We start from the raw sequence: 22,581 nt of genomic DNA, 5'->3' as shown, positions 1-22,581 counted from the left end.
GCGACCACGGACTTCGTCCGCGGTGCCCGGGCGCCAGCCCATGAGCGATCGAGGACGCCGCCAGGCGGATCGAGATGGTGTCGTCAGCGGATGCGGTAGTCGGCGTTTCTGATCAGCATCAGCGCGTATCTGAGCCAGAAGGTGCCGGTCGGCGGCGCGTTGCGCGACGTGCCGCAGTTGCCGGCCGAGCGGCCCGGATTGCCGATCCAGAAGACGCCGTCGAGCAGCGGGTACTGCGGCGGCACCGCGGAGGTCGGTCTGGGGCCGAGGCCGCGCCCGGGCGGGTTGCAGCGGATCGAGTTGCCGTAGCGGACTCTGTCTCTCGGCCGCAGCGAGCCCTTACCGTTGACGGCCGTGTTGATCACGTAGTGCTTGCCGCCGGTGGCGCGTGAGAGCCCGTTGGCGTATCTGACCTCGAGCGTCGTTCTGTTGTGGTGCGTCGAGTTCGTGAAGAAGCCCTGGATCTTGTGGACGCCGACCTTGCGCAGCAGCGAGGCGATGAATCTCGGATGGTGGGCGTCGCTGGCGCCGGCGTCGACGTAGACGACCGCGTGCGGCAGCTTCGAGAGCGAGTCGATCGCGGAGCGCATCTCGCTGATCCGCACGGCGAGCCCTCTGCCCGACAGGCACGGCGCGGTGATGAGGGCGTCGATCTCGTAGAAGATGACCACTCTCTGGTTGCCGATGCCGTTGGCGAAGTCGCTGTACCAGCGCTTGTAGGCCGCCGCCTCCTTCGCCGAGTCGCTGACGCGATGGCAGGTGAGGTGGCGCAGGCGGTAGGTCGCCAGCAGCGGGATCGCGTTCGGATCGTCGTGGAACGCCTGCGCGAGGTACTTGGCGACGACGTAGCCGGGGCGGTCGTTCCAGCTGCCGAAGCGCTTGGACTCCGGCTGCGAGCTGATCGCGGCCAGCTGCTGCGCCGCGCCCGGGTTGCTCTTGCGGATGCGCTTGGCATACGTGCCGGCGATCGTCTGCGACGGGTTGGTGTAGAAGGTCGCCCCGGTCAGCGGGTTGCCGTCGGTCGGCGCCGGGTTGAGGCCGAGCGGGTTGGCGGCGTCGCGCGGGTCGGTCGAGATCGCGTCGTTGTCCTCGATCGTGAGGATCGCGCGATCGGGTCTGCCGACTCTCTCCGGGTAGGTCCCGAATATCCCGACCGCGATCGTCTCTCTGCCCTCGACGAGCGGGTCGTCGACGATCGGGACCGAGAAGGAGCCTTGCGTCTGGCCGGGCGCGAGGTCGACGCGGCCCTTGACCGGCTTGTAGTCCTGGAACTGCTGCGCGCTTCTGTGCCAGGCGCCGTAGCGGACCTCCCCGCGCGTGGCGGCGGTCGTCCGCTCGAAGGTGATGACGGCGCTGCCCGCGCCCTCGTTCACCGTGTACGTCGTCGAGGTCAGGTGGACGACGCCGGCCGCGGAGGCGGCGCGCGGCGCGAGCAGGAACAGCAGCAGCACCGCCGTGGCAGCAAGCAGCAGCAGGCGTATGGGGACATGCGCGGAGCGGAACATCGGTCGACGGCCTCCCAGTCGTCGCGGGGGAGTTCGCATCGAAGCTACCCGCGTCCGTCGGGCATCAATGTCCGTTTAACGACAAACCGCCCCACCGCTGGGCAGCGATGGGGCGGTTTGGACGACGATTGCGAGTGTTTGAGCGTCAGCTGATGCGGAAGTCGGCGTTCCGGATCAGCTTGAGCGCGTAGTCGAACCAGAAGGTGCCGGTCGGCGGGACCTTTCTGTAGATCTTGAGCGCGCACGGTCCGGCGGAGCGGCCGGGGTTGCCGATCCAGATCAGCCCGTCGAGCCCCTTGAACTTCGCCGGCACGTCGGAGGTCGGCTTCGGGCCGAGGCCGTTGAACGGCGAGTTGCAGCGGTAGGAGTTGCCGTCCTTGACGCGATCCTTCGGCACGTCCGGGCCCTGGCCGTTGCTCGACGTGTTGATCACGTAGTGGGCCTTGCCGCCGGTCAGCTTGACGAGCTGGCGGGCGTACTTGATCTCCTTCAGCGTGCTGTTCTGGTGCGTCGCGTTGGTGAAGAAGCCCTGGATCTTGTGGACGCCGACCTGACGCAGCTTTGCCCCGATGTAGTTGGCGCCGTGTGCCAGGCCGCTGCCGGCGTCGACGTAGACGACCGCGCGCGGCAGCTTGGAGAGCGCGTCGATCGCGTACGTGACCTCGTCGATGCGGGCGGCACGGCCGGCCCCGGAGAGGCACTTCATCGTGATCAGCGCGTCGATCTCGTAGAAGAGCACGATCGGCTGGTTGCCGATCCCCTTGGCGAACTCGTCGTACCAGTGCTTGTAGGAGGCGACGTCGGCCGGCGAGTCGGAGACGCCGCCGCACTCGAGGTGCTTGAGGCGGTACGTCGCGACGAGCGGGATCGCGCCGGCGTCCTCGGCCTGGACGCGCTGCAGGTAGGTCGCGATCTCGTGACGCGGCGCCTTCGTCCAGGTGCCGAAGCGCTTCGTCTCGGGCTGGTCAGCGATCACGCTGAGCTTCTGGACGCCCTTGGAGCGACGGTGCTTCTTCATCGCCATCTGCGCCAGACCCCACTCCCTGTCGACGAAGAAGCGCGCGCCCTGGAGCGGGTTGCCGTTCGTCGGCGCGACCGGCAGGCCGAGCGGGTTGACGAGGTCGCGCTGGTCGGGCGTGCCGACCGCGTCGTTGTCGATGATCGTGAGGATGCCGCGGTTGGGCTCGCCGAGACGGGCGTTGTACGGGCCGTAGATGCCGACCTTGACCGTCTCCGGGCCCTCGACGATCGAGTCGTCGACGATCGGGATGCGGAAGGCCGCCTCGGCCTGGCCGGGCGCGAAGTCGAGTCTGCCCTGGACCGGCTTCCAGTCCTGGTTGGCCTCGGCGCTGCGGTCGTAGTAGGCGTCGTAGCGGATCTCGCCGCGTTCGCTCGTGTCGTCGCGCACGACGGTGATGACGGCGTCGCCGTCGCCCTCGTTGACCGTGTAGCGGTCGGAGGTCAGGCGTATGGTGCCGGCGGCGGATGCGGCAGCCGGCGCGAGCAGCAGGACGGCGAACACCGCTGCGGCGAGTCGGAACAGGGTTCTGGACATGGGAGGCGGGGAGGGGACGGCGGGGACGGGATGTGCGACTTCCCCGGAGATCGGCCGGGAGCGCCGCCACATGAGCGACACGGTCAACGAACGGACGGATCGTCTACCAGCGCATGTGAGAGCGCGTGGGGGAGATCCCCCGCCGCCCCCGCAAGGGTCCCCGGGTCAGCCGCGAACGCTGTAGCGCGTGCCGGCCGTCAGCGCCAGCTGCGCGACGCCGATCGCCGCCAGCACGAGCGCGGCGGCCGCGTCGGCCGACAGCGCCAGCGGCAGCGCGACGAGCACCGCGCCGATCGCGAGCGCGTAGTCGAAGCCCTGATGGGCGGTGACGTCGCGCGGCGCGGTCGTGTCGAGCGCCAGGCCGATCGCGAGGACGCCGATCAGGACCGACAGGACGGTTCCGGCGGGCGTGAAGGAGAGCGCGAAGGGAGCGACCAGCGCCAGCACCCCGAGCAGCAGCTCGAACGCGCCATGAAGCGAGAGTGAGAGGGGTCGCAGAGCAGTCATAGTGCCGTCGATGGTGGGGATTTCGGCGTCCGTTGACTGTGAGGGTCCTCACATGCACGCGACCGTGCAGTGGAGCGCTGACACCAGTTGGTGACCGCACCGGGTCCCCGTCCCGGTACCGTGTCTGCGCGGTGACGACGAAGATCCGACTCGACACGCTGCTCGCCGAGCGAGGGGTCTTCGCCTCGCGTTCGCGCGCGGCCGCCTCCGTGCTCGCGGGCGAAGTGCTGATCGGCGGCGACCGCCGCCGTGCGGAGAAGCCCGGCCAGCTCGTCCCCGCCGACGTCGAGCTGGACGTGACCGCGGCGCCGGCGTTCGTCTCCCGCGGCGGCAGAAAGCTCGCCAACGCGCTCGACGGGATCGCGCTCGAGGTGGCCGGCCGCCAGGCGCTCGACGTCGGCGCCTCCACCGGCGGCTTCACCGACTGCCTGCTGCAGCGCGGTGCCGCCCACGTCGTCGCGCTCGACGTCGCCTACGGCGAGCTGCACTGGCAGGTCCGCACCGACGAGCGCGTGACCGTGATGGAGCGCGCGAACGCGCGCCGGCTGGAGCGCGACCAGCTGCCGTACGCGCCCGACCTCGTCGTCGCCGACGTGTCGTTCATCTCCTTGACGAAGATCCTGCCGGCCGTGCTCGCGGTCACCGCCGCGCGCTTCGACGCGCTGATGATGATCAAGCCGCAGTTCGAGGTCGGGCGGGAGCGCGTCGGCAAGGGCGGGGTCGTGCGCGACGCCGCCGACCGCCGCGCGGCGCTGATCGCCGTCGGCGCGGCGGCGCAGGAGCTGGGCGCCGCGGTGCTCGGCTACGTCTCTTCGGGGCTGCCAGGCCCGAAGGGCAACAGAGAGACGTTCGTATGGCTCGCGGAAGGCGCCCGTCCGGGCGCCCTCGCGGATCTGGAGTCGGCGGCCCGAGAGGTAGAGCCATGAGTGAGCGCAAGGTCGCGACGGTCTTCACGCACCGTCGCCCGACGGAGACGAGCGCCGCGCTCGGCGAGCTGGTCGCGGCCGCGCGCGCGGCCGGCTACACGCTGCGCTTCTCGCCCGAGGAGACGATCAAGCACAGCCTCCAGGCGGAGCCGGGGATCGAGGTCGACGCGCCACCGTCGCCCGACGCCGACATCTGCGTCGTGCTCGGCGGCGACGGCACGATCCTGCACGGTCTGCGCGCCTATGCGCGCACGGGGGTTCCGGTCTTCGGCGTCAACTTCGGCGAGGTCGGCTTCCTCGCGACCGTCGACCCCGACGACGACGTCGGCCGGGGCCTGCGCAGAGCGTTCGCCGGCGACTTCGAGGTGCTGTCGCTGCCCGGCATCGAGGCGCAGAGCGGCGGCGGGCAGTGGCTGGCGATGAACGACGTCTCGTTCCAGCGCCAGCAGGGGCTGCGCGTCGCGGACCTGGCGGTCGAGGTCGGTGACGAGGAGGTCGCGCGCGTCCGCTGCGACGGGCTCGTCGTCGCCACGCCGGCCGGCTCGACCGGCTACAACCTCGCCAACGGCGGCCCCGTGATGGCGTGGGGCGTGGAGGGGCTGGCCGTCTCCTACATCGCGCCGCACTCGCTGACGGCGCGCGCGCTCGTCGTCGCGCCGGCCGACCCGATCACGATCCGCAACCGCTCGCGCGAGGAGCCGGTCGACGTCTCGATCGACGGCCGCCCGGTCTGCGAGCTGCTGCCCGGCGGGGCGCTGTCGGCCCGCTTCCGCCACGACGTCGGGTCGCTGGCGCAGGCGCAGGACGCGAGCTTCTACCACCGCCTGCGCGAGAAGTTCGGGCGGTTGGCGAGCGGGCACTGAGGCCGTACGCGCGTTCGCCCGAACGCGCGTTCGCTTTTCCGTCCGACGGCTCTGATGCACTCCCGCGCATGCTTCACGAGCTGCGTGTCGAGAACCTCCTGCTGATCGAGCGGGCCGAGCTGCGCCTCGGGCCCGGGCTCAACGTGCTGACCGGCGAGACCGGCGCCGGCAAGACGATGCTGGCGCATGCGCTCGACCTGCTGCTGGGCGGCAAGGCGCGCAGCGGGATCGTGCGGCCGGGCGCCGCCGAGGCGTACGTCGAGGGCGTCTTCGACTTCCCGTCGCGATTGCGGGAGGCGCTCGGCGAGCGTCTGCCCGACGACGCCGAGGAGCTGGTGCTGGCGCGGCGGGTATGGGCCGACGGCCGCACGCGCGCCTACCTCAACGGCCGCTCGGCGACCGTCTCGGAGCTGCGTGAGATCGGCGGCGAGCTGCTCGCCTTCTACGGCCAGCACGAGCACCGCAGGCTGATGCTCGCCTCCGCGCAGCTGGAGATCGTCGACGGCTTCTGCGGCCCGGCGCAGCGCGAGCTGCGTGCGCGGGCGGCAGCGGCGCACGCGGAGCTGCGCGCGCTGAAGCGGCGGGCCGAGGAGCTCGGCGCGATCGGCGGCGCGCGCGAGCGCGAGCTCGACCTGCTCGAGTACGAGCTGCGCGAGATCGAGGAGGTCGACCCGAGCGAGGCCGAGCAGGCTGAGCTGGAGCGCGAGGCGGAGCGGCTGCGCCACCTGGAGGGGCTGCGCGGCGCGGCGATCGCCGGCGCCGAGGCGATCATGCCCGACAGCGGGGAGAGCGGCGCCAGCGCGCTGCTGGCCGGCGCCGTCGCCGCGCTCGACGGGATGGCCGGAGTCGATCCGGAGCTGGAGCCGCTGATCGAGCGTTACCGGGCGCTGGCGCTGGAGGCCGACGACCTCGCGACCGAGCTGCGCGGCTACGAGCAGGGGGTCGAGGGGGAGCCCGGCCGGCTCGACGAGGTGGAGGAGCGGCTGACGGCGCTGCAGCGGCTGGAGCGCAAGCACGGCGGCACGATCGCGGCGGTGCTCGCGCACGCCGACGAGTGCCGCGCGCGCCGCGACGAGCTGACCGGCGCCGAGGCGGCGCTGGAGGAGACGCGCGCCCAGCTGGAGCAGGCGCGCGGGCGTCTCGACGCTGTCGCGCGCGAGCTGCGGGCGGCGCGCGAGGAGGCCGCGCCAGCGCTGGCGGAGAGGGTCCGCGAGCGGCTGGCGGAACTGGCGATGGCCGGCGCGACCTTCGAGGTCGCGCTGTCGGAGCGCGACGAGCCCAACGCGACCGGCGGCGACACCGTCGAGCTGCTGATCGCGGCCAACCCGGGCGTGCCGGCCGGGCCGCTGCGCGACGTGGCGTCCGGGGGCGAGACCTCGCGCGTGATGCTGGCGCTGCTCGGCGTCGCCAACGCCGACGTGCAGGACGGCGCCGGGCTGCTCGTCTTCGACGAGATCGACGCCGGCATCGGCGGCCACACCGCGCGCGCGGTCGGGTCGCAGCTGCGGGCGCTGGCGGCCGGCCGCCAGGTGCTCTGCATCACGCACCTGCCGCAGGTCGCGGCGCATGCCGAGCGCCACTTCCGGATCGCGAAGGACGGCTCGACCGACACGGCGATCACGACCGTCACCGACCTGCCGAGAGCAGCCGTCGTCGGCGAGCTGGTGCGGATGCTCGGAGCCGACGAGACCGACAGAGCAGCGCGGCGCCATGCTAAGGAGCTGCTGAAGGCCGCCTAACGCCAGAATCAGGTGGGAGCGTCGTCGTGCGCCACCCGTAGAATGGGGTGGACGTGGCCGTCTTTCCCCCCACCGCGTCGCAGAACGACGCGGCCAGCAGCGAGGTCTCCGGCATCGCCCGGATCGGACGGCGCACCAAGCACCTCGTCAAGAGACTGCGGCCCGGCGACATCGCCATCATCGATCATCGCGACCTCGACCGCGTCTCTGGTGAAGATCTCGTCGCCTGCGGGATCGCCGGCGTCGTCAACTGCTCGCCGTCGTCGAGCGGCCGCTACCCGAACATGGGGCCGCTGCTGCTCGTGCAGGCCGGGATCGCGCTGATCGACGCGCCCGGCGCCGACCTGATGGACAGCCTCAGCGACGGCGACCCGGTCGTCCTCAGAGGCGGCCAGGTATGGCGGCGCGACCAGCTGATGGCCGAGGGCGAACGGCAGGAGCCCGAGCGTGTCCATGCGCTGACGGCGAAGCGCCGGCGCGAGATCGGCGACGCGCTGGAGGCGTTCGCGGCCAACACGGTCCAGTACATGATCGAGGAGCAGGACCTGCTCTCCGGCAAGCTGGAGCTGCCGACCTTCGACACCGACTTCCGCGACCGCCCGGTGCTGATCGTCGTGCGCGGCGTCGACCACAAGCGCGACATCAAGGCGCTGCGCGCCTACATCCGTGACGTCAAGCCGGTGCTCGTCGGCGTCGACGGCGGCGCCGACGCGATCATCGACGAGGGCTTCAAGCCCGACATGATCGTCGGCGACATGGACTCGGCGACCGAGCCGACGCTGCGATCCGGCGCCGAGCTGGTCGTCCACGCCTACTCCGACGGCCGCGCCCCCGGCCGCAACTACCTCGAGTCGCTCGGGCTCGACTACAAGATCGTGCCGGCCCCCGGCACCAGCCAGGACATCGCGATGCTGATCGCGGCCGAGAAGGGCGCCGAGCTGATCGTCTCCGTCGGCTCCCACTTCAACCTCGTCGAGTTCCTCGACAAGAACCGCCAGGGGATGGCGTCGACCTTCCTGACACGTCTGCGGATCGGCGAGCTGCTCGTCGACGCGAAGGGCGTCAGCCGCCTCTACAGACCGCAGCCGGGCCTCGCCCCGGTGCTGCTGCTGGCCGCGACCGGCGTCGTCGCGCTGATCGTCGTCATCCTCCTCACGCCCGCGCTGCACGACGTCGCCGACCTGCTGTGGCTGAAGCTGCAGGTCCTGCTCGGCATCGACGCCTAGCGCCGCCCCGCCCGTACCCGCCCCGACCCCGGATCGCCCAGACTCCCACCCGCACGCATGCTCAGCTTCCGCTACCACGCACTGTCGCTCGTCGCCGTCTTCCTCGCGCTCGTGATCGGGCTGCTGCTCGGCGTCGCGGTCGGCGACAGAGGCCTGGTCTCCAGCGCCGAGAGAGAGGTGCGCGACTCGCTGCGCAAGGACGTGCGCCAGGCGCAGCAGGAGCGCGACGACGCGCGAGACGAGCTGGAGCAGCGGCGCGTCTTCGAGGAGGACGCCTACCCGGCGCTCGTCGACGGCCGCCTGGAGGGGATGAGAATCGCCCTGATCGAGCTGGGCGGCTCCTCGGACAAGATGTGGGACCTGACCCGCAGCGCGCTGCAGGGATCGGGCGCCAGGCTGGCATCCGTCTCGGTCATCCGCGAGCCGCTCGACCTGGAGCGGATCGGCAAGGCCGCGAAGGGCACGCGCTACGAGAGAATCGCCGAGGACCCGTCGCTCGTGCACCCGTTCGGGACCCGCATGGGGATCCAGTTCACGCAGGGCGGCGAGCTGCTGGAGAGCGTCCGCGACGACCTGCTGGACCAGGGCAGCGGCACGCTCGAAGGCGCCGACGGCGTCGTGATCGTGCGCGACGAGCGCAGATTCGACGATCCCGAGGAGGCGAAGGCGGTCGAGGAGTTCGAGCACGGCCTGATCCGCGGCCTGCGCGTCGACAACGTCCCCGTCGTCGGCGTCGAGACGACTGACGCCGATCCGTCGCAGGTCGACTGGTTCAAGCAGCAGGACATGTCGAGCGTCGACGACCTCGACGATCCGCTCGGCCGCGCCGCGCTCGTCTTCGCGCTCGCCGGCGAGCGCGGCCACTTCGGCGTCAAGTCGACGGCCGACGGCGGCCGGCTGCCCCCGGTCCTGTAGCGCACCTTCGTCCGGCGCTGCCGCTACCTTCTCTCCACGTGCAAGCCCTTCCGACCCTCGTCGCGTTGGCGACGGCGATCATCGTGACGCCGTCGATCCTGCGCCACCTCTCGGAGGAAGGGCTGACGCGCGAGAACTACCGCGGCGGGCAGCTGCCGTTTCCCGGCGGCGTCGCGATCGTCGCCGCCGCGATCGTCGCGCTCGTGCCGCTCGCCCTGCTGCAGCAGCTCGCCGACGCCGACCTGTTCGCGCCGCAGACGGGCCTCGTCGTCACCTTCGCGCTCGGCGTCGCGCTGCTTGGCCTGATCGACGACCTGCTCGCCGGCAGACCGCGCGGCTGGCGCGGCCACGGGGCAGCCGTCCTGCGCGGTGGCTTCAGCACCGGCGCGCTGAAGGCGGTCGGGACGCTCGGTCTCGCGCTCTTCGTGCTGAGCGGGCAGGGGTACGACGACGGCAGGTACCTGCTCGCCGTCGCGCTGCTCGTGCTGACGACCAACCTCTTCAACCTGCTCGACCTGCGCCCGGGCCGCTCCGCGAAGGGCTTCGTGCTGCTCGCCGCGGCGCTGACGCTCGGCGCCTGGGACGCCGCCCCGTTGGAGGCGCTCGGCCTGTTCGCCGCGCCGGTGCTCGTCGCCGGCCTCTACGACCTGCGCGAGCGCGCCATGTTGGGCGACACGGGCGCGAACCTGATCGGCGGCCTCGCCGGATTGTGGTTGATTCTGACTCTCGGCACCACCGGCCAGGCGATCGCGCTCGCCGTGGTCCTCGCACTGACCGTCTACGGTGAGTTCCGCTCCCTCTCGGCGCTGATCGAGCGGACCCCACTCCTGCGTCATCTAGACTCGATCGGAAGGAACGCCCCGCATGCCTGACGCCCCCACAAGCGGTACCACCCGCTTCATCTTCGTGACCGGGGGCGTGGTGTCCTCGCTCGGCAAGGGGATCGCGGCGGCGTCGATCGGCCGGCTGCTGGTGGCGCGCGGCTTCACCGTCCAGCTGCAGAAGCTCGACCCGTACATCAACGTCGACCCGGGCACGATGTCGCCGTACCAGCACGGCGAGGTGTTCGTCACCGAGGACGGCGCCGAGACCGACCTCGACCTCGGTCACTACGAGCGTTTCACCGACGTCAACGCCCGTCGCGGCTCCAACGTGACCGCCGGCGGCATCTACAACTCGGTGATCCGGCGCGAGCGCCGCGGCGACTACCTCGGCGGCACCGTCCAGGTGATCCCCCACATCACCGACGAGATCAAGCAGCGCGTCAAGCTGATGGCCGACGCCAGCGACGTCGACTTCGTCATCACCGAGATCGGCGGCACCGTCGGCGACATCGAGTCGCTGCCGTTCCTGGAGGCGATCCGCCAGTTCCCGTCCGACGTCGGCCGCCGCAACTGCATGTACATCCACCTCACGCTCGTGCCGTACATCGGCCACGCGGGTGAGCTGAAGACGAAGCCGACGCAGCACTCGGTCAACGAGCTGCGCCGCATCGGCATCGGCGCCGACATGCTGCTGTGCCGCTCGGAGTCGCTGCTGAGCAAGGACATCCGCAAGAAGATCGCGCTGTTCGCCGGCCTGCCGGTCGAGGCGATCGGCTCGGCGGTCGACGTCGACCACATCTACCGCGTCCCGCTCGTCTACCGCGAGCAGGGGATCGACGACTTCGTGCTCGACCACTTCCGCATCACCGACGCCCCGGCGCCCGACCTCGGCGGCTGGGAGGAGATGACCGGCCGTGCCGTCGGTGCCACGCAGCGCGTCAGAATCGCGCTCGTCGGCAAGTACATCAAGCTCGAGGACGCCTACCTCTCCGTCGTCGAGTCGCTCAAGCACGCCGGCATCGAGCACGGCACGCAGATCGACGTCGACTGGATCGACTCCGAGCAGCTGGAGACCGACGCGGCGCGCGAGCGGCTCAACCAGGCCGACGGCGTGCTCGTCCCAGGCGGCTTCGGCGGCCGCGGGATCGAGGGCAAGATCTGCGCCGCTCAGGTCGCGCGCGAGGACAGCATCCCGTACCTCGGCATCTGCCTCGGCATGCAGGTGGCGGTCGCGGAGTTCGCCCGCCACGTCGCGAACATGCCGGGCGCCAACTCGACCGAGTTCGACCCCGAGACGCCCTACCCGGTGATCGACCTGCTGCCGGAGCAGAAGGAGATCTCCGACCTCGGCGGCACGATGCGGCTCGGCGCCGACCCGGTCAAGCTGCACGAGGGCACGCGCGCCCGCGAGCTGTACGGCGAGGCGGTCATCTACGAGCGCCACCGCCATCGCTACGAGGTCAACAACCACCTCCGCCGCCGCCTGGAGGCGGCCGGGCTGATCTGCTCGGGCACCTCGCCCGACGACCAGCTGGTCGAGGCGGTCGAGCTGCCGGTCGAGGAGCATCCCTTCTTCGTCGCCTCGCAGTACCACCCGGAGTTCAAGTCGCGGCCGCAGCGGCCGGCGCCGCTCTTCCGCGGCTTCGTGCGCGCCGCGCTCGACCGCGCGCAGGCGCGCGGGACGGCGGGCGGCGAGGCGCACGACGGATCGCTCGCGAACGGCTCGGGCGTTCCGACCGCGTGAGGCGGGCCGACGCGGGGGAGCGGGAGCGGCTTGGCGAGCTGTTCGCCGAGCTGTGCGCGATCGAGAGCCCGTACGGGAACGAGCGGGCTTGCGCTGACCGCGTGAGCGCGGAGCTGCGCGGGCTCGGCCTGGAGGTCTTCGAGGACGACGCCGGCGCGGCCGTCGGCGCCAACGCCGGCAACCTGCTGGCGCGGGTGCCCTCACGGGACGAGATCGCCGGTGCGCCGACCGGCCCGTCGATCCTGCTCTGCGCCCATCTCGACACCGTCCCGCTGACCGCGCCGGTCGAGCCGGTCCTGGTCGACGAGGGCTGGGAGAACCGCCACGACGCGATCCTCGGCGCCGACAACAAGGCCGCCGTCGCGGTGATCCTCGCGGTCGCCCGGCGCGCCGTCGCCGAGCCGCCGCCGGTCGGGCTGGAGCTGCTGTTCACCGTCAGCGAGGAGTACGCGCTCGCCGGCGCCAAGCAGTTCGACGTCGCGCAGCTGCGCAGCGCCTTCGGCTACGTCTTCGACCACGCGACGCCGATCGGCGAGGTGATCGTCGCCTCGCCGACGTACCACCGCCTGACGGCCGACTTCCACGGCGTCGCGGCCCACGCCGGGATCCGTCCGGAGGACGGCCGCAGCGCGATCGCGGCCGCCGCGCGCGCGATCACGGCGATGCCGCTCGGCCGGCTCGACGCGGAGACGACCGCCAACGTCGGCACGATCCGCGGCGGCTCGGGGATCAACGTCGTGCCCGACGCCTGCCGCGTCGAGGCGGAGGCCCGCTCGCTCGACGAGACGAAGGTCGAGGCGCTCGTGACCGAGCTGGTCGACCACATCCACGACGGCGCCAACGCCGCCGAGTGCGACGTCGACGTGACCGTCGAGCAGCTCTTCAAGGGCTACAGGGTCAGACCGTCGGCGCCGCAGCTGGTCGCGGCCGAGGCGGCGTTGCACGCCTGCGGCTACGTGCCGCGGCGGATCGTCTCCGGCGGCGGCTCGGACGCCAACGCCTTCATCGCCGCCGGCTTCCCGTGCCTCAACCTCGCCAACGGCACCGAGCGCGCCCACCAGGTCGACGAGCGCGTCGCCGTCGTCGCACTCGACGGGATGCTCGACGTCGCTCTGACGCTCGTCGGCGAGGCGGCGACGGTGCTGTGCTGAAGCTCCGCCGCGGCATCGTGCTGAGCGTGCTGGCACCCGAGGGCGGCTGGCAGCGGCTGACGGCCGAGGTCGACGGCGAACCGCGTCCGGCGGTCGCCGACGTCGGCACGGTGGGGGAGTGCGCCGACGGCGACGAGGTGGTCGTCAACGTCGAGGCGCGCGACCTCGCGCTCGGCTCCGGCGGCTTCGACGTGGTCCACGTCAACCTCACGCGCGGCCTCGACGGCGAGAGCTTGCCGGGCGCGCACGTGATGAAGCTCAACTACAGCCCGCTGCAGCACGCCGTGCGGCCGGTGGAGGAGCGCGACGACACCGCGCCCGGTGACGCCGCGACCGACGCGCTCGACGACCTCCCGCTGCGCGCCCCTGTCGCCGTCTTCCCGCTGCACGGCCACCTCGCCCCGGTCGCGTGGGCGCTGGGCCAGGCACGGCCGGGAACGCGCGTCGGCTACGTGCAGACGGCCGGCGGCGCGTTGCCGGGGGCGATGTCGGGGACGGTGCGGGAGCTGCTGGAGCGCGGCCTGCTCGCCGGCCACACGACCGCGGGCGCGGCCTACGGCGGCCGTGACGAGGCGATCACGACCGCCGGCGCGATTCACGACGGCATCGCCGCCCAGGGCTGGGAGGTCGCGCTCGTCGGCCCGGGACCGGGGATCCTCGGCTCAGGCTCGGCGCTCGGCCACGGCGGCATCGTCGGGCTCGACAGCGCCCACGCGGCGCTCGCGCTCGGCTGCCGCACGGTGCTCGTCGCGCGCATGTCGGCCGGCGACCCGCGCCCCCGCCACCAGGGCCTGTCGCACCACACGCGCACGGTGCTGGAGCTGCTGCTCGCGCCGGTGACCGTGCCGGTGCCGATCGGCGCGACCGACCCCGGCTTCGCCGTCGCGCGGAAGCGCGGCCACGTCGTCCACGAAGCCCACGCCGAGCTCGACGGCTATGCCGCCAGCGGACTGCCCGCGCGCACGATGGGACGGTCGCTGGACCAGGATCGACCGTTCTTCGCCGCCGCGCTCGCGGCCGGCGCGACGCTGGGAGGGATGTTGCCGTGACGGAGTTCGAGAAGCTCGGCCAGGAGACGATCTGGAAGGGTCACGTCGTCGAGGTCCGGGTCGAGAGATTCCGTCATGCCGACGGCGCCGTCGTCGAGCGCGACAACATGCACCACCCGGGCGCGGTCGCGATCGTCGCCGTCGACGACGAGCACGTCTGGCTCGTGCGCCAGCCGCGCGAGATCTGCGGCGTCGGCGACCTGCTGGAGCTGCCCGCCGGGAAGCTCGACGTCGTCGGCGAACCGCCGCTGGAGACCGCCAGGCGCGAGCTGGCCGAGGAGATCGGCAAGGCGGCCGAGCGGTGGGAGCCGCTGAAGGGCTTCTTCACCAGCTGCGGCTTCAGCGACGAGCGTCTGGAGCTGTTCTACGCGAGCGGCCTGCGCGACGTGCCGCAGCCGGATGTCGAGGAGGACGAGCGGATCGAGATCGTCCCGTGGCCGCTCGATCGCCTCGACGACGCGATCGCCGCATGCCAGGACGCGAAATCGCTGATCGGGCTGCTGCTGCTCCAGCGGCGGCGGCTGCGCGCGGCGTAGCGCACAGCCGCCCGAGGCTGGGCGCTTCGTTGCGGCGGCAGGAGCCGCCGCCCGGGGGTGGAACCACGGTGTCGATGACGACGACGCCGCTGATCGAACCGCTGCGCACCGGCTCCTTCGAGGACCTGGTGCTCGACTTCATCGCGTACCTGGAGCTGGAGCGCGGCCTGAGCCGCAACACGCTCGAGGCGTATCGCTCCGACCTGCTCCAGTACGGCGCGTTCCTGCAGCGCGCCGGCAAGGACGCGCTCGACGTCGACCACAGCGATCTCGCGGCCTTCGTCGGCGCGCTGGCGCAGGGCGGCGACGGCCGCGCGCCCGCCGCGGCCACGACCGTCCAGCGCAAGGTGGCCTGCCTGCGCTCGTTCTACCGTCACCTGCGCCGCGAGGAGATCCTCGACCGCGACCCGACGGCCGAGCTGAAGGGCCCGCCGCGCGGCAAGCGGCTGCCGAAGGTGCTCAGCCGCGACGAGGTCCAGCAGCTGCTGACACAGCCGAGAGGGACGAATCCCGCCGCGCTGCGCGACCGCGCGCTGCTGGAGCTGATGTACGCCTGCGGCCTGCGCGCCTCCGAGGCGGTCGACATGCAGCTCGACGAGATCGACGTCGAGGACGGCGTCCTGCGCGCCAACGGAAAGGGCAGCAAGGAGCGGCTCGTCCCGATCGGCTCGAAGGCGCTCGAGGCGCTGCGCTTCTACCTGCTGCGCGGCCGTCCGATCCTCGTCGGCGTCAACGAGGAGAAGCGCGTCTTCGTCAACCAGCGGGGGCAGGGCCTGACGCGCCAGGGGCTCTACAAGATCGTCCAGCGCCACGCCAGAAGCGCCGGCCTGAGCGACAAGATGAGCCCGCACACGCTGCGGCACACCTTTGCCACGCACCTGCTCGCCGGCGGCTGCGACCTCCGCTCGCTGCAGGAGATGCTCGGCCACGCCGACATCGCCACGACGCAGATCTACACGCACCTCTCGGCCGACCGGCTGCGGGACGTGTACTTCGACGCGCACCCGCGCGCGCAGCTTCGCTAGCCTCCGCGCCCATGCCAGGGGTCAACCGTCCGAGCGCACGACGCGCGATCGTCGTCGTGCTCGACGCCGTCGGCGCCGGCGCGCTGCCGGACGCGGCCGCCTACGGCGACGCCGGCGCCAACACGCTCGCCCATCTCGCTGAGCTGGCCGGCGGGCTCGAGCTGCCGCGGATGGAGCGGCTCGGGCTCGGCTCGATCCTGCCGCTGGAGGGCGTCGCGCCGTCGACGGCTCCGGTGCTCCACGGCCGCCTCCACGCGCTCGGCCCCGGCAAGGACTCCACGACCGGCCACTGGGAGCTGATGGGCGTCGTCGCGCGTCAGCCGCGCCCCACCTATCCCGACGGCTTCCCGCCCGAGGTGATCGCGCTGATCGAGCGGGCGAGTGGACGCACGGTGCTCTGCAACGCGCCGACCGACGGCATCACCGTGATCGACGAGTACGGCGAGGCGTCGCTGCGCGACGGCGCGCTGATCGTCTACACCTCGCAGGACTCGGTCCTCCAGATCGCCGCGCACACCGACGCGCTGTCTGCGCAGGAGCTGCACAGACTCTGCGCGCGCGTGCGCAAGCTGATGGTGGGGGAGCACGCGGTCGGGCGCGTGATCGCGCGCCCTTTCGACGGGCCGCCCGGAGCCTTCGAGCGCACGCGCGACCGCCGCGACTTCGCGCTGCCGCCGACCAGCCGCAGCCATCTCGACGAGCTGCGCGAGGCCGGCATCGAGACGCACGCGGTCGGCAAGGTCGGGCAGTTGTTCGGCGGCGGCGGCTTCGCTCACCAGCACGCGGGCGCGACGAACGCCGAGGCGATCGCGGCGACGACCGCGCTGCTCGAGCGGCTGGACGAGGGGTTCGTCTTCACGAACCTGATCGAGACCGATCAGGTCTACGGTCACCGCAAGGACGTCGCCGGCTTCCATCGTGCGCTGAGAGAGATCGACGTCGCGGTCGGCCGCTGGGAGGAGCTGATGCGGCCCGGCGACCTGCTCGTGCTGACCGCCGACCACGGCTGCGATCCGGCCCAACCCGGAACCGACCACACGCGCGAGCACGCGCCGCTGCTGGCACTCTTCGACGGCCACGGCGGTCGCCGCCACGACGGTCCGCTCGCCGACGTGGGGGCGAGCGCGCTGCGCTGGCTCGCCGGCCGTGACGCGCCCGCGCTGCCGGGCACGCCGTTCGTCGGCTGAGCGCCGGCGCGAACCCACCTGCGCGAAGCCGGACTCCCCGCCGCGGGCTCAGCCGCTGAGTCCCTCCTCGTGCGCGGCCCGCAGTCGGCTCGGCGCCCGCGCCAGCCACGCCTCGACGAGCAGCTCGCGCAGCTCCCCGGCGTCGACCTGCGCCAGCCGTACGAGCACCATCGGATAGCCGTCGTAGTGCGAAGTCGTGAAGAACTTGCGTGGTTCCGCCGCGATCAGCGCCTCCTTCTCCGCAAGCTCCGCGCACATCAGCACGAGCACGTCGTTGCCGGCGTCGGCCGGCGCGCCTCTGCCGCCGCCGTCGAACCGCAGCCGCGCGAACAGTCTGTCCTTGACGCGGAAGCCCGGCGTCCCGTAGGAGGGGCGCTCGCTCGTCTCCGGCAGCTCGAGCGCGAGCCGCCGCACGTCGTCGACGTCGGCCATGGCGGATGTCTACCACCGCCGCAGCCGCGATACTCCACAACCCATGGTCTGGCGCTGGCTGAGACACCACGTCACGGAGGGCCACGCCGGCACGGTCGTCTACGGCTCGATCGTCGTGCTGGCGCTCGTGCTCGTGCTCGACCACGAGCACGCCTCGCCCGCCACCGCGATCATCTCGATCGTCGGCGCCGCGTTCGTGGTCGCCGTCGCGGAGGCGTACGCCGAGTTCCTCCAGGAGATGATCGAGCTGCACCGGCCGCTCACCGGCAGAGACCGCCGCGAGATCCTCGCCGGCATCGCCGTCCACGGCGTCGCGGCGCTCGCGCCGATCGTCTTCTTCGTGCTCGCGGCGCTCGACTGGATGGAGCTGGAGACGGCGTACACGACGGCGAAGTGGTTCGGCGTCGCGATACTCGGCCTCTATGCCTTCGGCGCCTACCGCGCCGCCGGCGTCTCGGTCGGCCGCAGCCTCGTCGCCGGCGCCGTGCTGACCACCATCGGCGTGCTGCTGGTGCTGCTCAAGTCACTCGTCGGCCACTGAGCTCGACCGCCTCGTAGAACACCTCCTCCCAGACGTCGACGTGGTGCGCGAGCACGTGCTCGCGACCCCAGCGCTGGCCCTTCTTCGCCAGCTTGCGGCGCCCGCGGCCGTCGCGCACGAGCTGGTCGACGGCATCGAACCAGTCGTCGTCGCCGACGAGCCGGCCGCCCTGCTCCTCGCCCATCCCTTCGTAGGGGCCGATCGGCGAGGCGAGCCACGGCACGCCCGCGACCGCGTACTCCTTCAACTTGATGTCCGAGCGCGAGAAGTTGGCCTCGATCTCGGTCGCCAGCGGCGCGATCCCGATGTCGAAGCCCGCGATCGCGGGCCCCAGCTCCGGGAAGGTGACCGTCGGGCGCCGGTTGTAGCGGTCGCCGCCGAGCCGCAGGTCGATCGGCCCGACGCTCTCGACGTGGAGGTCCTCGTGGCGGTCGAGCAGCTCCTTGAAGACCTCGTCGAGTCCGAGCAGATCCCAGTCCTTCTGGTGGTCGATCCACGCTATCCAGCCGATCACGATGCCTTCGTGGTGGCGTCTGCCGAGGCCGAGGTTGGGCGCGGCGAGGTAGTTGGGGATCGTGATGACGGCGCGCGCCCCCTCACGCAGGAAGATGTCGCCGAGCTCGTCGCGGGTCGTCGTGACGACGTCGACGAGCTGGATCATCTCGCGCAGGTCGGCGAGGTAGGCCTGCGCCTCGGCATCGCCGTCGAGGCGCACGCTGACGACGTCGTCGTCGCAGTCCCACACGACGGTCGTCCCCTGCGCCTGCAGCGCGCGCACGAGCTCGCGCGCCTCGGGCTCTCTGTAGCGCGCGAGGAACGCGACCTCGCACTCGGGCAGCGGGCCCTCGAGGTCGGCGGCCGTCAGCCGCAGGTCGATCTGGTGTCCGCGCCGGTCCAGCTCGATCATCGGCTGGTAGGCGCGGTAGTGCGAACTCGGCACGTCCTGGTTCGCGTACGCGGCGATCTGCATCAACGTCCCCCTCGTCGGTTTGCGTGCAACCCCGCCGCCGATCTTAAGACCCCGGAATCCGGTGAGCAACCCGCCGTGCCGCGCCCGATATCTTCGACGCCGTGCCAGAGCTGCCTGAAGTAGAGACCGTCCGCCGCCAGCTGGAGCCCCGTCTCGTCGGTCGCGTGCTGGTCGCGTATGCCGTCCGCGACGAGCGCTGGACCGCGCCGCGCGCCCCCAACGAGGTCGTCGCCCCGCTGATGGGCCGGCGGATCGAGGGCTTCCACCGCCGCGGCAAGTACCTGATCTGGGAGGCGGAGGAGGAGCTGTTCCTGCTGATCCACCTGCGGATGACGGGCAACCTGCTCTACGACGCGCCCGCCAGAACACCGTACACGCGCGCGCACTTCGGCTTCGACGACGGCCATGACCTGCGCTTCGTCGACCCGCGCCGCTTCGGCACCGGCTGGCTGGTCGCGGGCCAGGACCAGCTTGACGCCTACCTCGACGCGCGGCTCGGCGTCGAGCCGTTCTCCGACGCCTTCACGGCCGAGCACCTGAGAGCGCTCGCGCACGGCTCGCGCGCGCCGATCAAGGCGTTCCTGCTCGACCAGAAGCGGATCGCCGGTGTCGGCAACATCTACGCCGACGAGGCGCTGTTCCGCTCCAAGTTGCATCCGCTGCGCCCCGCCGGCAGAGTGACGACCGCGCAGTGGGAGCTGCTGCGCGACGCGATCGTCGCCGCGCTCACCGCCGGCATCGACGCCAGAGGCGCCTCGATCGACGACTTCCGCGACCTCGACGGCGCGCGCGGCTCCTTCCAGGACCGCTTCCTGATCCACCGCCGCGCCGACGAGGGCTGCGTCGAGTGCGGCGGCCCGGTCCGCAAGATCCACGCTGCCGGCCGCGGCACGTACGTCTGCGAGAACTGTCAGCCGCGGCCGCGCGGCGCGAGAATCGTGCCGATGACGCGCTGACGCGGCTGCGCAGCGGCCGCGTCAGCCGAGCGCCCCGCTACGATTCGACATTCCCGGAAAGCCGACCGGCTATCGGGTGAAGGCCTGAAACATCCCCCACACGAGGAAGCGAAGCTCCTTTCATGCGTCCGACACGTCGTCATGCCGTCGCCCTGCTCACGGCCGCCGCACTGCCGTTGACCCTGGCCGCCTGCGGCTCCGACGACGACTCGTCGGAGACGACCGCGAGCACGACCGCCGCCGGCGCGGCGACGACCGCGGCCGCCGCCTGCGAGAAGGACAGCCTCGCGCTCGTCAACGACGGCCAGCTGACCGTCGCGACCGACAGACCGGCCTACCCGCCGTACTTCGAGGACGACGACCCGACCAACGGCAGAGGGTTCGAGAGCGCCGTCGCCTACGCGATCGCCAGACAGCTGGGCTTCGCCGAGGGCGAGGTCAGATGGGTGATCGAGCCGTTCAACTCCTCGTATGCGCCGGGTCCCAAGCGCTTCGACTTCGACGTCAACCAGATCTCGATCACGCCGCAGCGTGAGAGAGCGGTCGACTTCTCCTCGCCGTACTACACCGCCCCGCAGGCGGTCGTCGCGCTGAAGAGATCGGACGCCGCCAGAGCGACCTCGCTCGCCGACCTCGAGGACGCGCAGCTCGGCGTCCAGATCGGCACGACCAGCCTCGATGCCGCGACCGAGAGCATCGCGCCGTCGAAGCAGCCGAAGGTCTTCAATGACTCCAACGACGTCGTCCGCGCGCTCAAGCAGGGCCAGGTCGACGCCGTCGTGGTCGACCTGCCGAGTGCCTTCTACCTGACGGCCGCGCAGGTCCCCGAGGCCGCGATCATCGGCCAGTTCGAGGCGCCCGGCGGCGACTCGTGGGGCGCGCTGCTGGCGAGAGACTCGGAGCTGACCGACTGTGTCTCCAGAGCGGTCGACGAGCTGAGAGCGGACGGCACGCTCGACAGACTCGAGCAGCAGTGGATGGGCGAGGCCGCCGGCGCGCCCGAGCTTCAGTAGCGGTCCGGCGCGCCGGGCCCGCACGGTGTCCGCCGTCGAACAGACCGACCGCAGAGCGATTCGCGCCGCCGCCCGCCGGCGGCGCGACCGGCGCGGCTTCCTGATCGCGCTCGCCTCCTCGGTCGTCGTGATCGGCGGCCTCGCCACGCTCGTCGTGACCAGCCCCGGCTGGGACGACGTGCGCGAGACCTTCTTCTCGTGGGAGGCGTTCAAGACCAGCTTCCCGGACGTGCTGAGAGGGTTCTGGCTCGACGTGAAGCTGTTCATGATCGTCGAGGCGGTCGTGCTGGTGCTCGGCCTCGCGATCGCGTTGGCGCGCACGACGAAGGCGCCGGCGCTGTTCCCGGTCCGGCTGCTGCTGTCGGTCTACACCGACGTGATGCGCGGCGTGCCGACGATCCTGCTCGTCTACCTCGTCGGCTTTGGGATCCCGGCGCTGGCGATCGAGGGCTGGCCGAGCGATCCGGTCGTGCTCGGCGGCGCGGCGCTGGCGCTGACCTACAGCGCCTACGTCTCGGAGGTCTATCGCTCCGGCCTCGACGCGGTGCATCCGTCGCAGCGCGCCGCGGCGCTGGCCGTCGGGCTCAACCGCACCCAGGCGCTGCGCTTCGTCGTCCTGCCGCAAGCCGTCAGACGCGTGATCCCGCCGCTGCTGAACGACTTCATCTCGCTGCAGAAGGACGTCGCGCTGATCTCCGTGCTCGGCCCGCTGGAGGCGTTTCGCGTCGCGCAGATCCAGGCGTCGTCGGACTTCAACTACACGCCGCTGCTGGCTGCCGCGCTGCTCTACATCTGCGTGACGGTGCCGTTGGCGCGCTTCGTCGACCACATGCAGAGCCGCGGCCGTCGCGCCCGCGAGGCGGAGGCGGTGACGGCGTGAGCGCCTCCAGCCCCGTCGTCGAGCTGCGCGGCGTCACGAAGGCCTACGGCGAGCTGCAGGTGCTGCGCGGGATCGACCTCGCCGTGCACGAGCACAAGGCGATCGCGCTGATCGGCGCGTCCGGTTCCGGCAAGTCGACGCTGCTGCGCTGCATCGACCTGCTCGACGAGATCGACGACGGCGACGTGCTGATCGACGGCGAGGTCGTGACCGATCCGAGCGTCCGGCCGCCGGCGGTGCGCCGCAGACTGGGGATGGTCTTCCAGGCGTTCAACCTCTTCCCGCACCTGACGGTGCTGGAGAACGTCACGCTGGCGCCGCGCCGGGCACACAAGGTGCGGCGCGCGGAGGCGGAGGAGCGGGCGCGCGAGCTGCTGGCGCGCTTCGGCCTCGCCGGGCGCGAGGACTCCTACCCGGACCGCCTCTCCGGCGGTCAGCAGCAGCGCGTCGCGATCGTGCGCGCGCTGGCGCCGAACCCGCGCGCGCTGCTGCTCGACGAGGTCACCAGCGCGCTCGACCCCGAGCTGGTGGGGGAGGTGCTGGAGGCGGTGCGGGAGCTGAAGGCGGAGGGGATCACGATGCTGATCACCACGCACGAGATGGGCTTCGCGCGCGAGGTCGCCGACGAGGTCTGCTTCCTGCACGAGGGTTTGATCGTCGAGCGCGGCGCGCCGGAGGAGATCTTCACCGCCCCGCGGCAGCCGGAGACGCAGCGCTTCCTCAGACGGCTGCTCGACGCGAAGCGGGTCTAGGCGGGGCGCTGCACGGCGAGCAGCTCGGCGAGCTTGCCGCTCTTGTCGGCGGCTGCGAGCTGGTCGTAGCCGCCGAGCGTCTCGCCGTCGATCAGGATCTGCGGGAAGGTCATCATGCCGGTCAGCTCGACGAGCTTCGCGCGTCCGTCGGGATCACGTGCCAGATTGATCTCTTCGAACTCCAGCGCGCGCTTTTCGAGCAGCGCTTTCGCCCGCACGCAGTACGGGCAGAAATCAGTGGTGTAGAGCATGATCTTTGCCATTACTTCAGGGAATATAGCGACC

General features: G+C 71.7%; 23 protein-coding genes. 17 read left to right on the top strand and 6 right to left on the bottom strand.

Annotated features, from left to right (window positions below):
* Positions 1–83 precede the first annotated feature (83 nt).
* The 3 genes from R7226_RS10010 to R7226_RS10000 all read right to left on the bottom strand — a co-directional run bounded on the left by R7226_RS10010 (position 84) and on the right by R7226_RS10000 (position 3,567).
* Positions 84–1,505: a glycoside hydrolase family 6 protein gene (locus R7226_RS10010; RefSeq protein WP_318596963.1), complete on the bottom strand. Its 1,422-nt coding sequence runs from the start codon at positions 1,503–1,505 to the stop codon at positions 84–86.
* A gap of 145 nt (positions 1,506–1,650) precedes the next feature.
* Positions 1,651–3,060, bottom strand: a complete 1,410-nt coding sequence (locus R7226_RS10005) for a glycoside hydrolase family 6 protein (RefSeq protein ID WP_318596962.1) — start codon at positions 3,058–3,060, stop codon at positions 1,651–1,653.
* 165 nt (positions 3,061–3,225) lie between these two features.
* Positions 3,226–3,567, bottom strand: a complete 342-nt coding sequence (locus tag R7226_RS10000; protein WP_318596961.1) for a hypothetical protein — start codon at positions 3,565–3,567, stop codon at positions 3,226–3,228.
* A gap of 131 nt (positions 3,568–3,698) precedes the next feature.
* Between R7226_RS10000 and R7226_RS09995 the strand changes: the two genes are divergently transcribed.
* The 12 genes from R7226_RS09995 (at position 3,699) to R7226_RS09940 (ending at position 16,752) form a co-directional block, all read left to right on the top strand.
* The gene (locus tag R7226_RS09995; RefSeq protein ID WP_318596960.1) at positions 3,699–4,493 is read left to right on the top strand and encodes a TlyA family RNA methyltransferase; all 795 of its coding nucleotides are present in this window, start codon (positions 3,699–3,701) and stop codon (positions 4,491–4,493) included.
* Positions 4,490–5,356 (top strand): NAD(+)/NADH kinase, encoded by an 867-nt coding sequence (locus R7226_RS09990; RefSeq protein WP_318596959.1) that lies wholly within the window; start codon positions 4,490–4,492, stop codon positions 5,354–5,356. The genes R7226_RS09995 and R7226_RS09990 overlap by 4 nt, the downstream gene beginning before the upstream one ends.
* Before the next feature lie 68 nt (positions 5,357–5,424).
* Positions 5,425–7,095, top strand: a complete 1,671-nt coding sequence (gene recN, locus R7226_RS09985; RefSeq protein ID WP_318596958.1) for a DNA repair protein RecN — start codon at positions 5,425–5,427, stop codon at positions 7,093–7,095.
* A gap of 53 nt (positions 7,096–7,148) precedes the next feature.
* Positions 7,149–8,321, top strand: coding sequence for a putative cytokinetic ring protein SteA (steA, locus tag R7226_RS09980; RefSeq protein ID WP_318596957.1), 1,173 nt, complete (start codon positions 7,149–7,151; stop codon positions 8,319–8,321).
* 57 nt (positions 8,322–8,378) lie between these two features.
* Positions 8,379–9,236 (top strand): copper transporter, encoded by an 858-nt coding sequence (locus tag R7226_RS09975; protein ID WP_318596956.1) that lies wholly within the window; start codon positions 8,379–8,381, stop codon positions 9,234–9,236.
* Between the two features lie 38 nt (positions 9,237–9,274).
* Complete coding sequence (locus R7226_RS09970; protein ID WP_318596955.1) at positions 9,275–10,108, top strand: hypothetical protein; 834 nt, start codon at positions 9,275–9,277, stop codon at positions 10,106–10,108.
* Entirely contained in the window at positions 10,101–11,804 is a 1,704-nt protein-coding gene (locus tag R7226_RS09965) for a CTP synthase (RefSeq protein WP_318596954.1), read from the top strand. Before R7226_RS09970 ends, R7226_RS09965 begins: the two co-directional genes overlap by 8 nt.
* Complete coding sequence (locus R7226_RS09960) at positions 11,801–12,955, top strand: M20/M25/M40 family metallo-hydrolase (RefSeq protein WP_318596953.1); 1,155 nt, start codon at positions 11,801–11,803, stop codon at positions 12,953–12,955. Before R7226_RS09965 ends, R7226_RS09960 begins: the two co-directional genes overlap by 4 nt.
* Complete coding sequence (locus tag R7226_RS09955; protein ID WP_318596952.1) at positions 12,949–14,004, top strand: DUF3866 family protein; 1,056 nt, start codon at positions 12,949–12,951, stop codon at positions 14,002–14,004. Before R7226_RS09960 ends, R7226_RS09955 begins: the two co-directional genes overlap by 7 nt.
* Positions 14,001–14,540: an NUDIX hydrolase gene (locus R7226_RS09950; RefSeq protein ID WP_318596951.1), complete on the top strand. Its 540-nt coding sequence runs from the start codon at positions 14,001–14,003 to the stop codon at positions 14,538–14,540. The genes R7226_RS09955 and R7226_RS09950 overlap by 4 nt, the downstream gene beginning before the upstream one ends.
* 74 nt (positions 14,541–14,614) lie before the next feature.
* Positions 14,615–15,565 carry a site-specific tyrosine recombinase XerD gene (gene xerD, locus R7226_RS09945; RefSeq protein WP_318596950.1) on the top strand — a complete coding sequence of 317 codons (951 nt, stop codon included), beginning with the start codon at positions 14,615–14,617 and terminating at the stop codon, positions 15,563–15,565.
* An 11-nt stretch (positions 15,566–15,576) separates the two neighbouring features.
* Positions 15,577–16,752 carry a phosphopentomutase gene (locus R7226_RS09940; RefSeq protein WP_318596949.1) on the top strand — a complete coding sequence of 392 codons (1,176 nt, stop codon included), beginning with the start codon at positions 15,577–15,579 and terminating at the stop codon, positions 16,750–16,752.
* 48 nt (positions 16,753–16,800) lie between these two features.
* Here the strand turns inward: R7226_RS09940 and R7226_RS09935 are convergent, their stop codons facing one another.
* Positions 16,801–17,184, bottom strand: a complete 384-nt coding sequence (locus tag R7226_RS09935; RefSeq protein WP_318596948.1) for an MmcQ/YjbR family DNA-binding protein — start codon at positions 17,182–17,184, stop codon at positions 16,801–16,803.
* A gap of 43 nt (positions 17,185–17,227) precedes the next feature.
* Here R7226_RS09935 and R7226_RS09930 point away from each other — a divergent pair, with 43 nt between their 5' ends.
* Positions 17,228–17,725, top strand: a complete 498-nt coding sequence (locus tag R7226_RS09930) for a hypothetical protein (RefSeq protein ID WP_318596947.1) — start codon at positions 17,228–17,230, stop codon at positions 17,723–17,725.
* Here the strand turns inward: R7226_RS09930 and R7226_RS09925 are convergent.
* The gene (locus tag R7226_RS09925) at positions 17,703–18,695 is read right to left on the bottom strand and encodes a glycosyltransferase family protein (RefSeq protein WP_318596946.1); all 993 of its coding nucleotides are present in this window, start codon (positions 18,693–18,695) and stop codon (positions 17,703–17,705) included. The two genes, R7226_RS09930 and R7226_RS09925, sit on opposite strands and share 23 nt — an antisense overlap.
* Positions 18,696–18,796: 101 nt before the next feature.
* Here R7226_RS09925 and mutM point away from each other — a divergent pair, with 101 nt between their 5' ends.
* From mutM to R7226_RS09905, 4 genes are all read left to right on the top strand, one after another.
* Positions 18,797–19,651 carry a bifunctional DNA-formamidopyrimidine glycosylase/DNA-(apurinic or apyrimidinic site) lyase gene (mutM, locus tag R7226_RS09920; RefSeq protein WP_318596945.1) on the top strand — a complete coding sequence of 285 codons (855 nt, stop codon included), beginning with the start codon at positions 18,797–18,799 and terminating at the stop codon, positions 19,649–19,651.
* A gap of 122 nt (positions 19,652–19,773) precedes the next feature.
* Positions 19,774–20,664 (top strand): ABC transporter substrate-binding protein, encoded by an 891-nt coding sequence (locus R7226_RS09915; RefSeq protein WP_318596944.1) that lies wholly within the window; start codon positions 19,774–19,776, stop codon positions 20,662–20,664.
* A gap of 25 nt (positions 20,665–20,689) precedes the next feature.
* The gene (locus tag R7226_RS09910) at positions 20,690–21,544 is read left to right on the top strand and encodes an amino acid ABC transporter permease (protein ID WP_318596943.1); all 855 of its coding nucleotides are present in this window, start codon (positions 20,690–20,692) and stop codon (positions 21,542–21,544) included.
* The gene (locus R7226_RS09905) at positions 21,541–22,296 is read left to right on the top strand and encodes an amino acid ABC transporter ATP-binding protein (RefSeq protein ID WP_318596942.1); all 756 of its coding nucleotides are present in this window, start codon (positions 21,541–21,543) and stop codon (positions 22,294–22,296) included. The genes R7226_RS09910 and R7226_RS09905 overlap by 4 nt, the downstream gene beginning before the upstream one ends.
* Here R7226_RS09905 and R7226_RS09900 read toward each other — a convergent pair.
* Entirely contained in the window at positions 22,293–22,559 is a 267-nt protein-coding gene (locus R7226_RS09900; protein WP_318596941.1) for a glutaredoxin domain-containing protein, read from the bottom strand. The two genes, R7226_RS09905 and R7226_RS09900, sit on opposite strands and share 4 nt — an antisense overlap.
* Positions 22,560–22,581: the final 22 nt, after the last annotated feature.

The organism is Conexibacter stalactiti, assembly GCF_033542075.1.
Classification (GTDB): domain Bacteria; phylum Actinomycetota; class Thermoleophilia; order Solirubrobacterales; family Solirubrobacteraceae; genus Conexibacter; species Conexibacter stalactiti.
The sequence above is the reverse complement of the archived record's forward strand: the minus strand, read 5'-3'. Positions and strand labels throughout refer to the sequence as shown.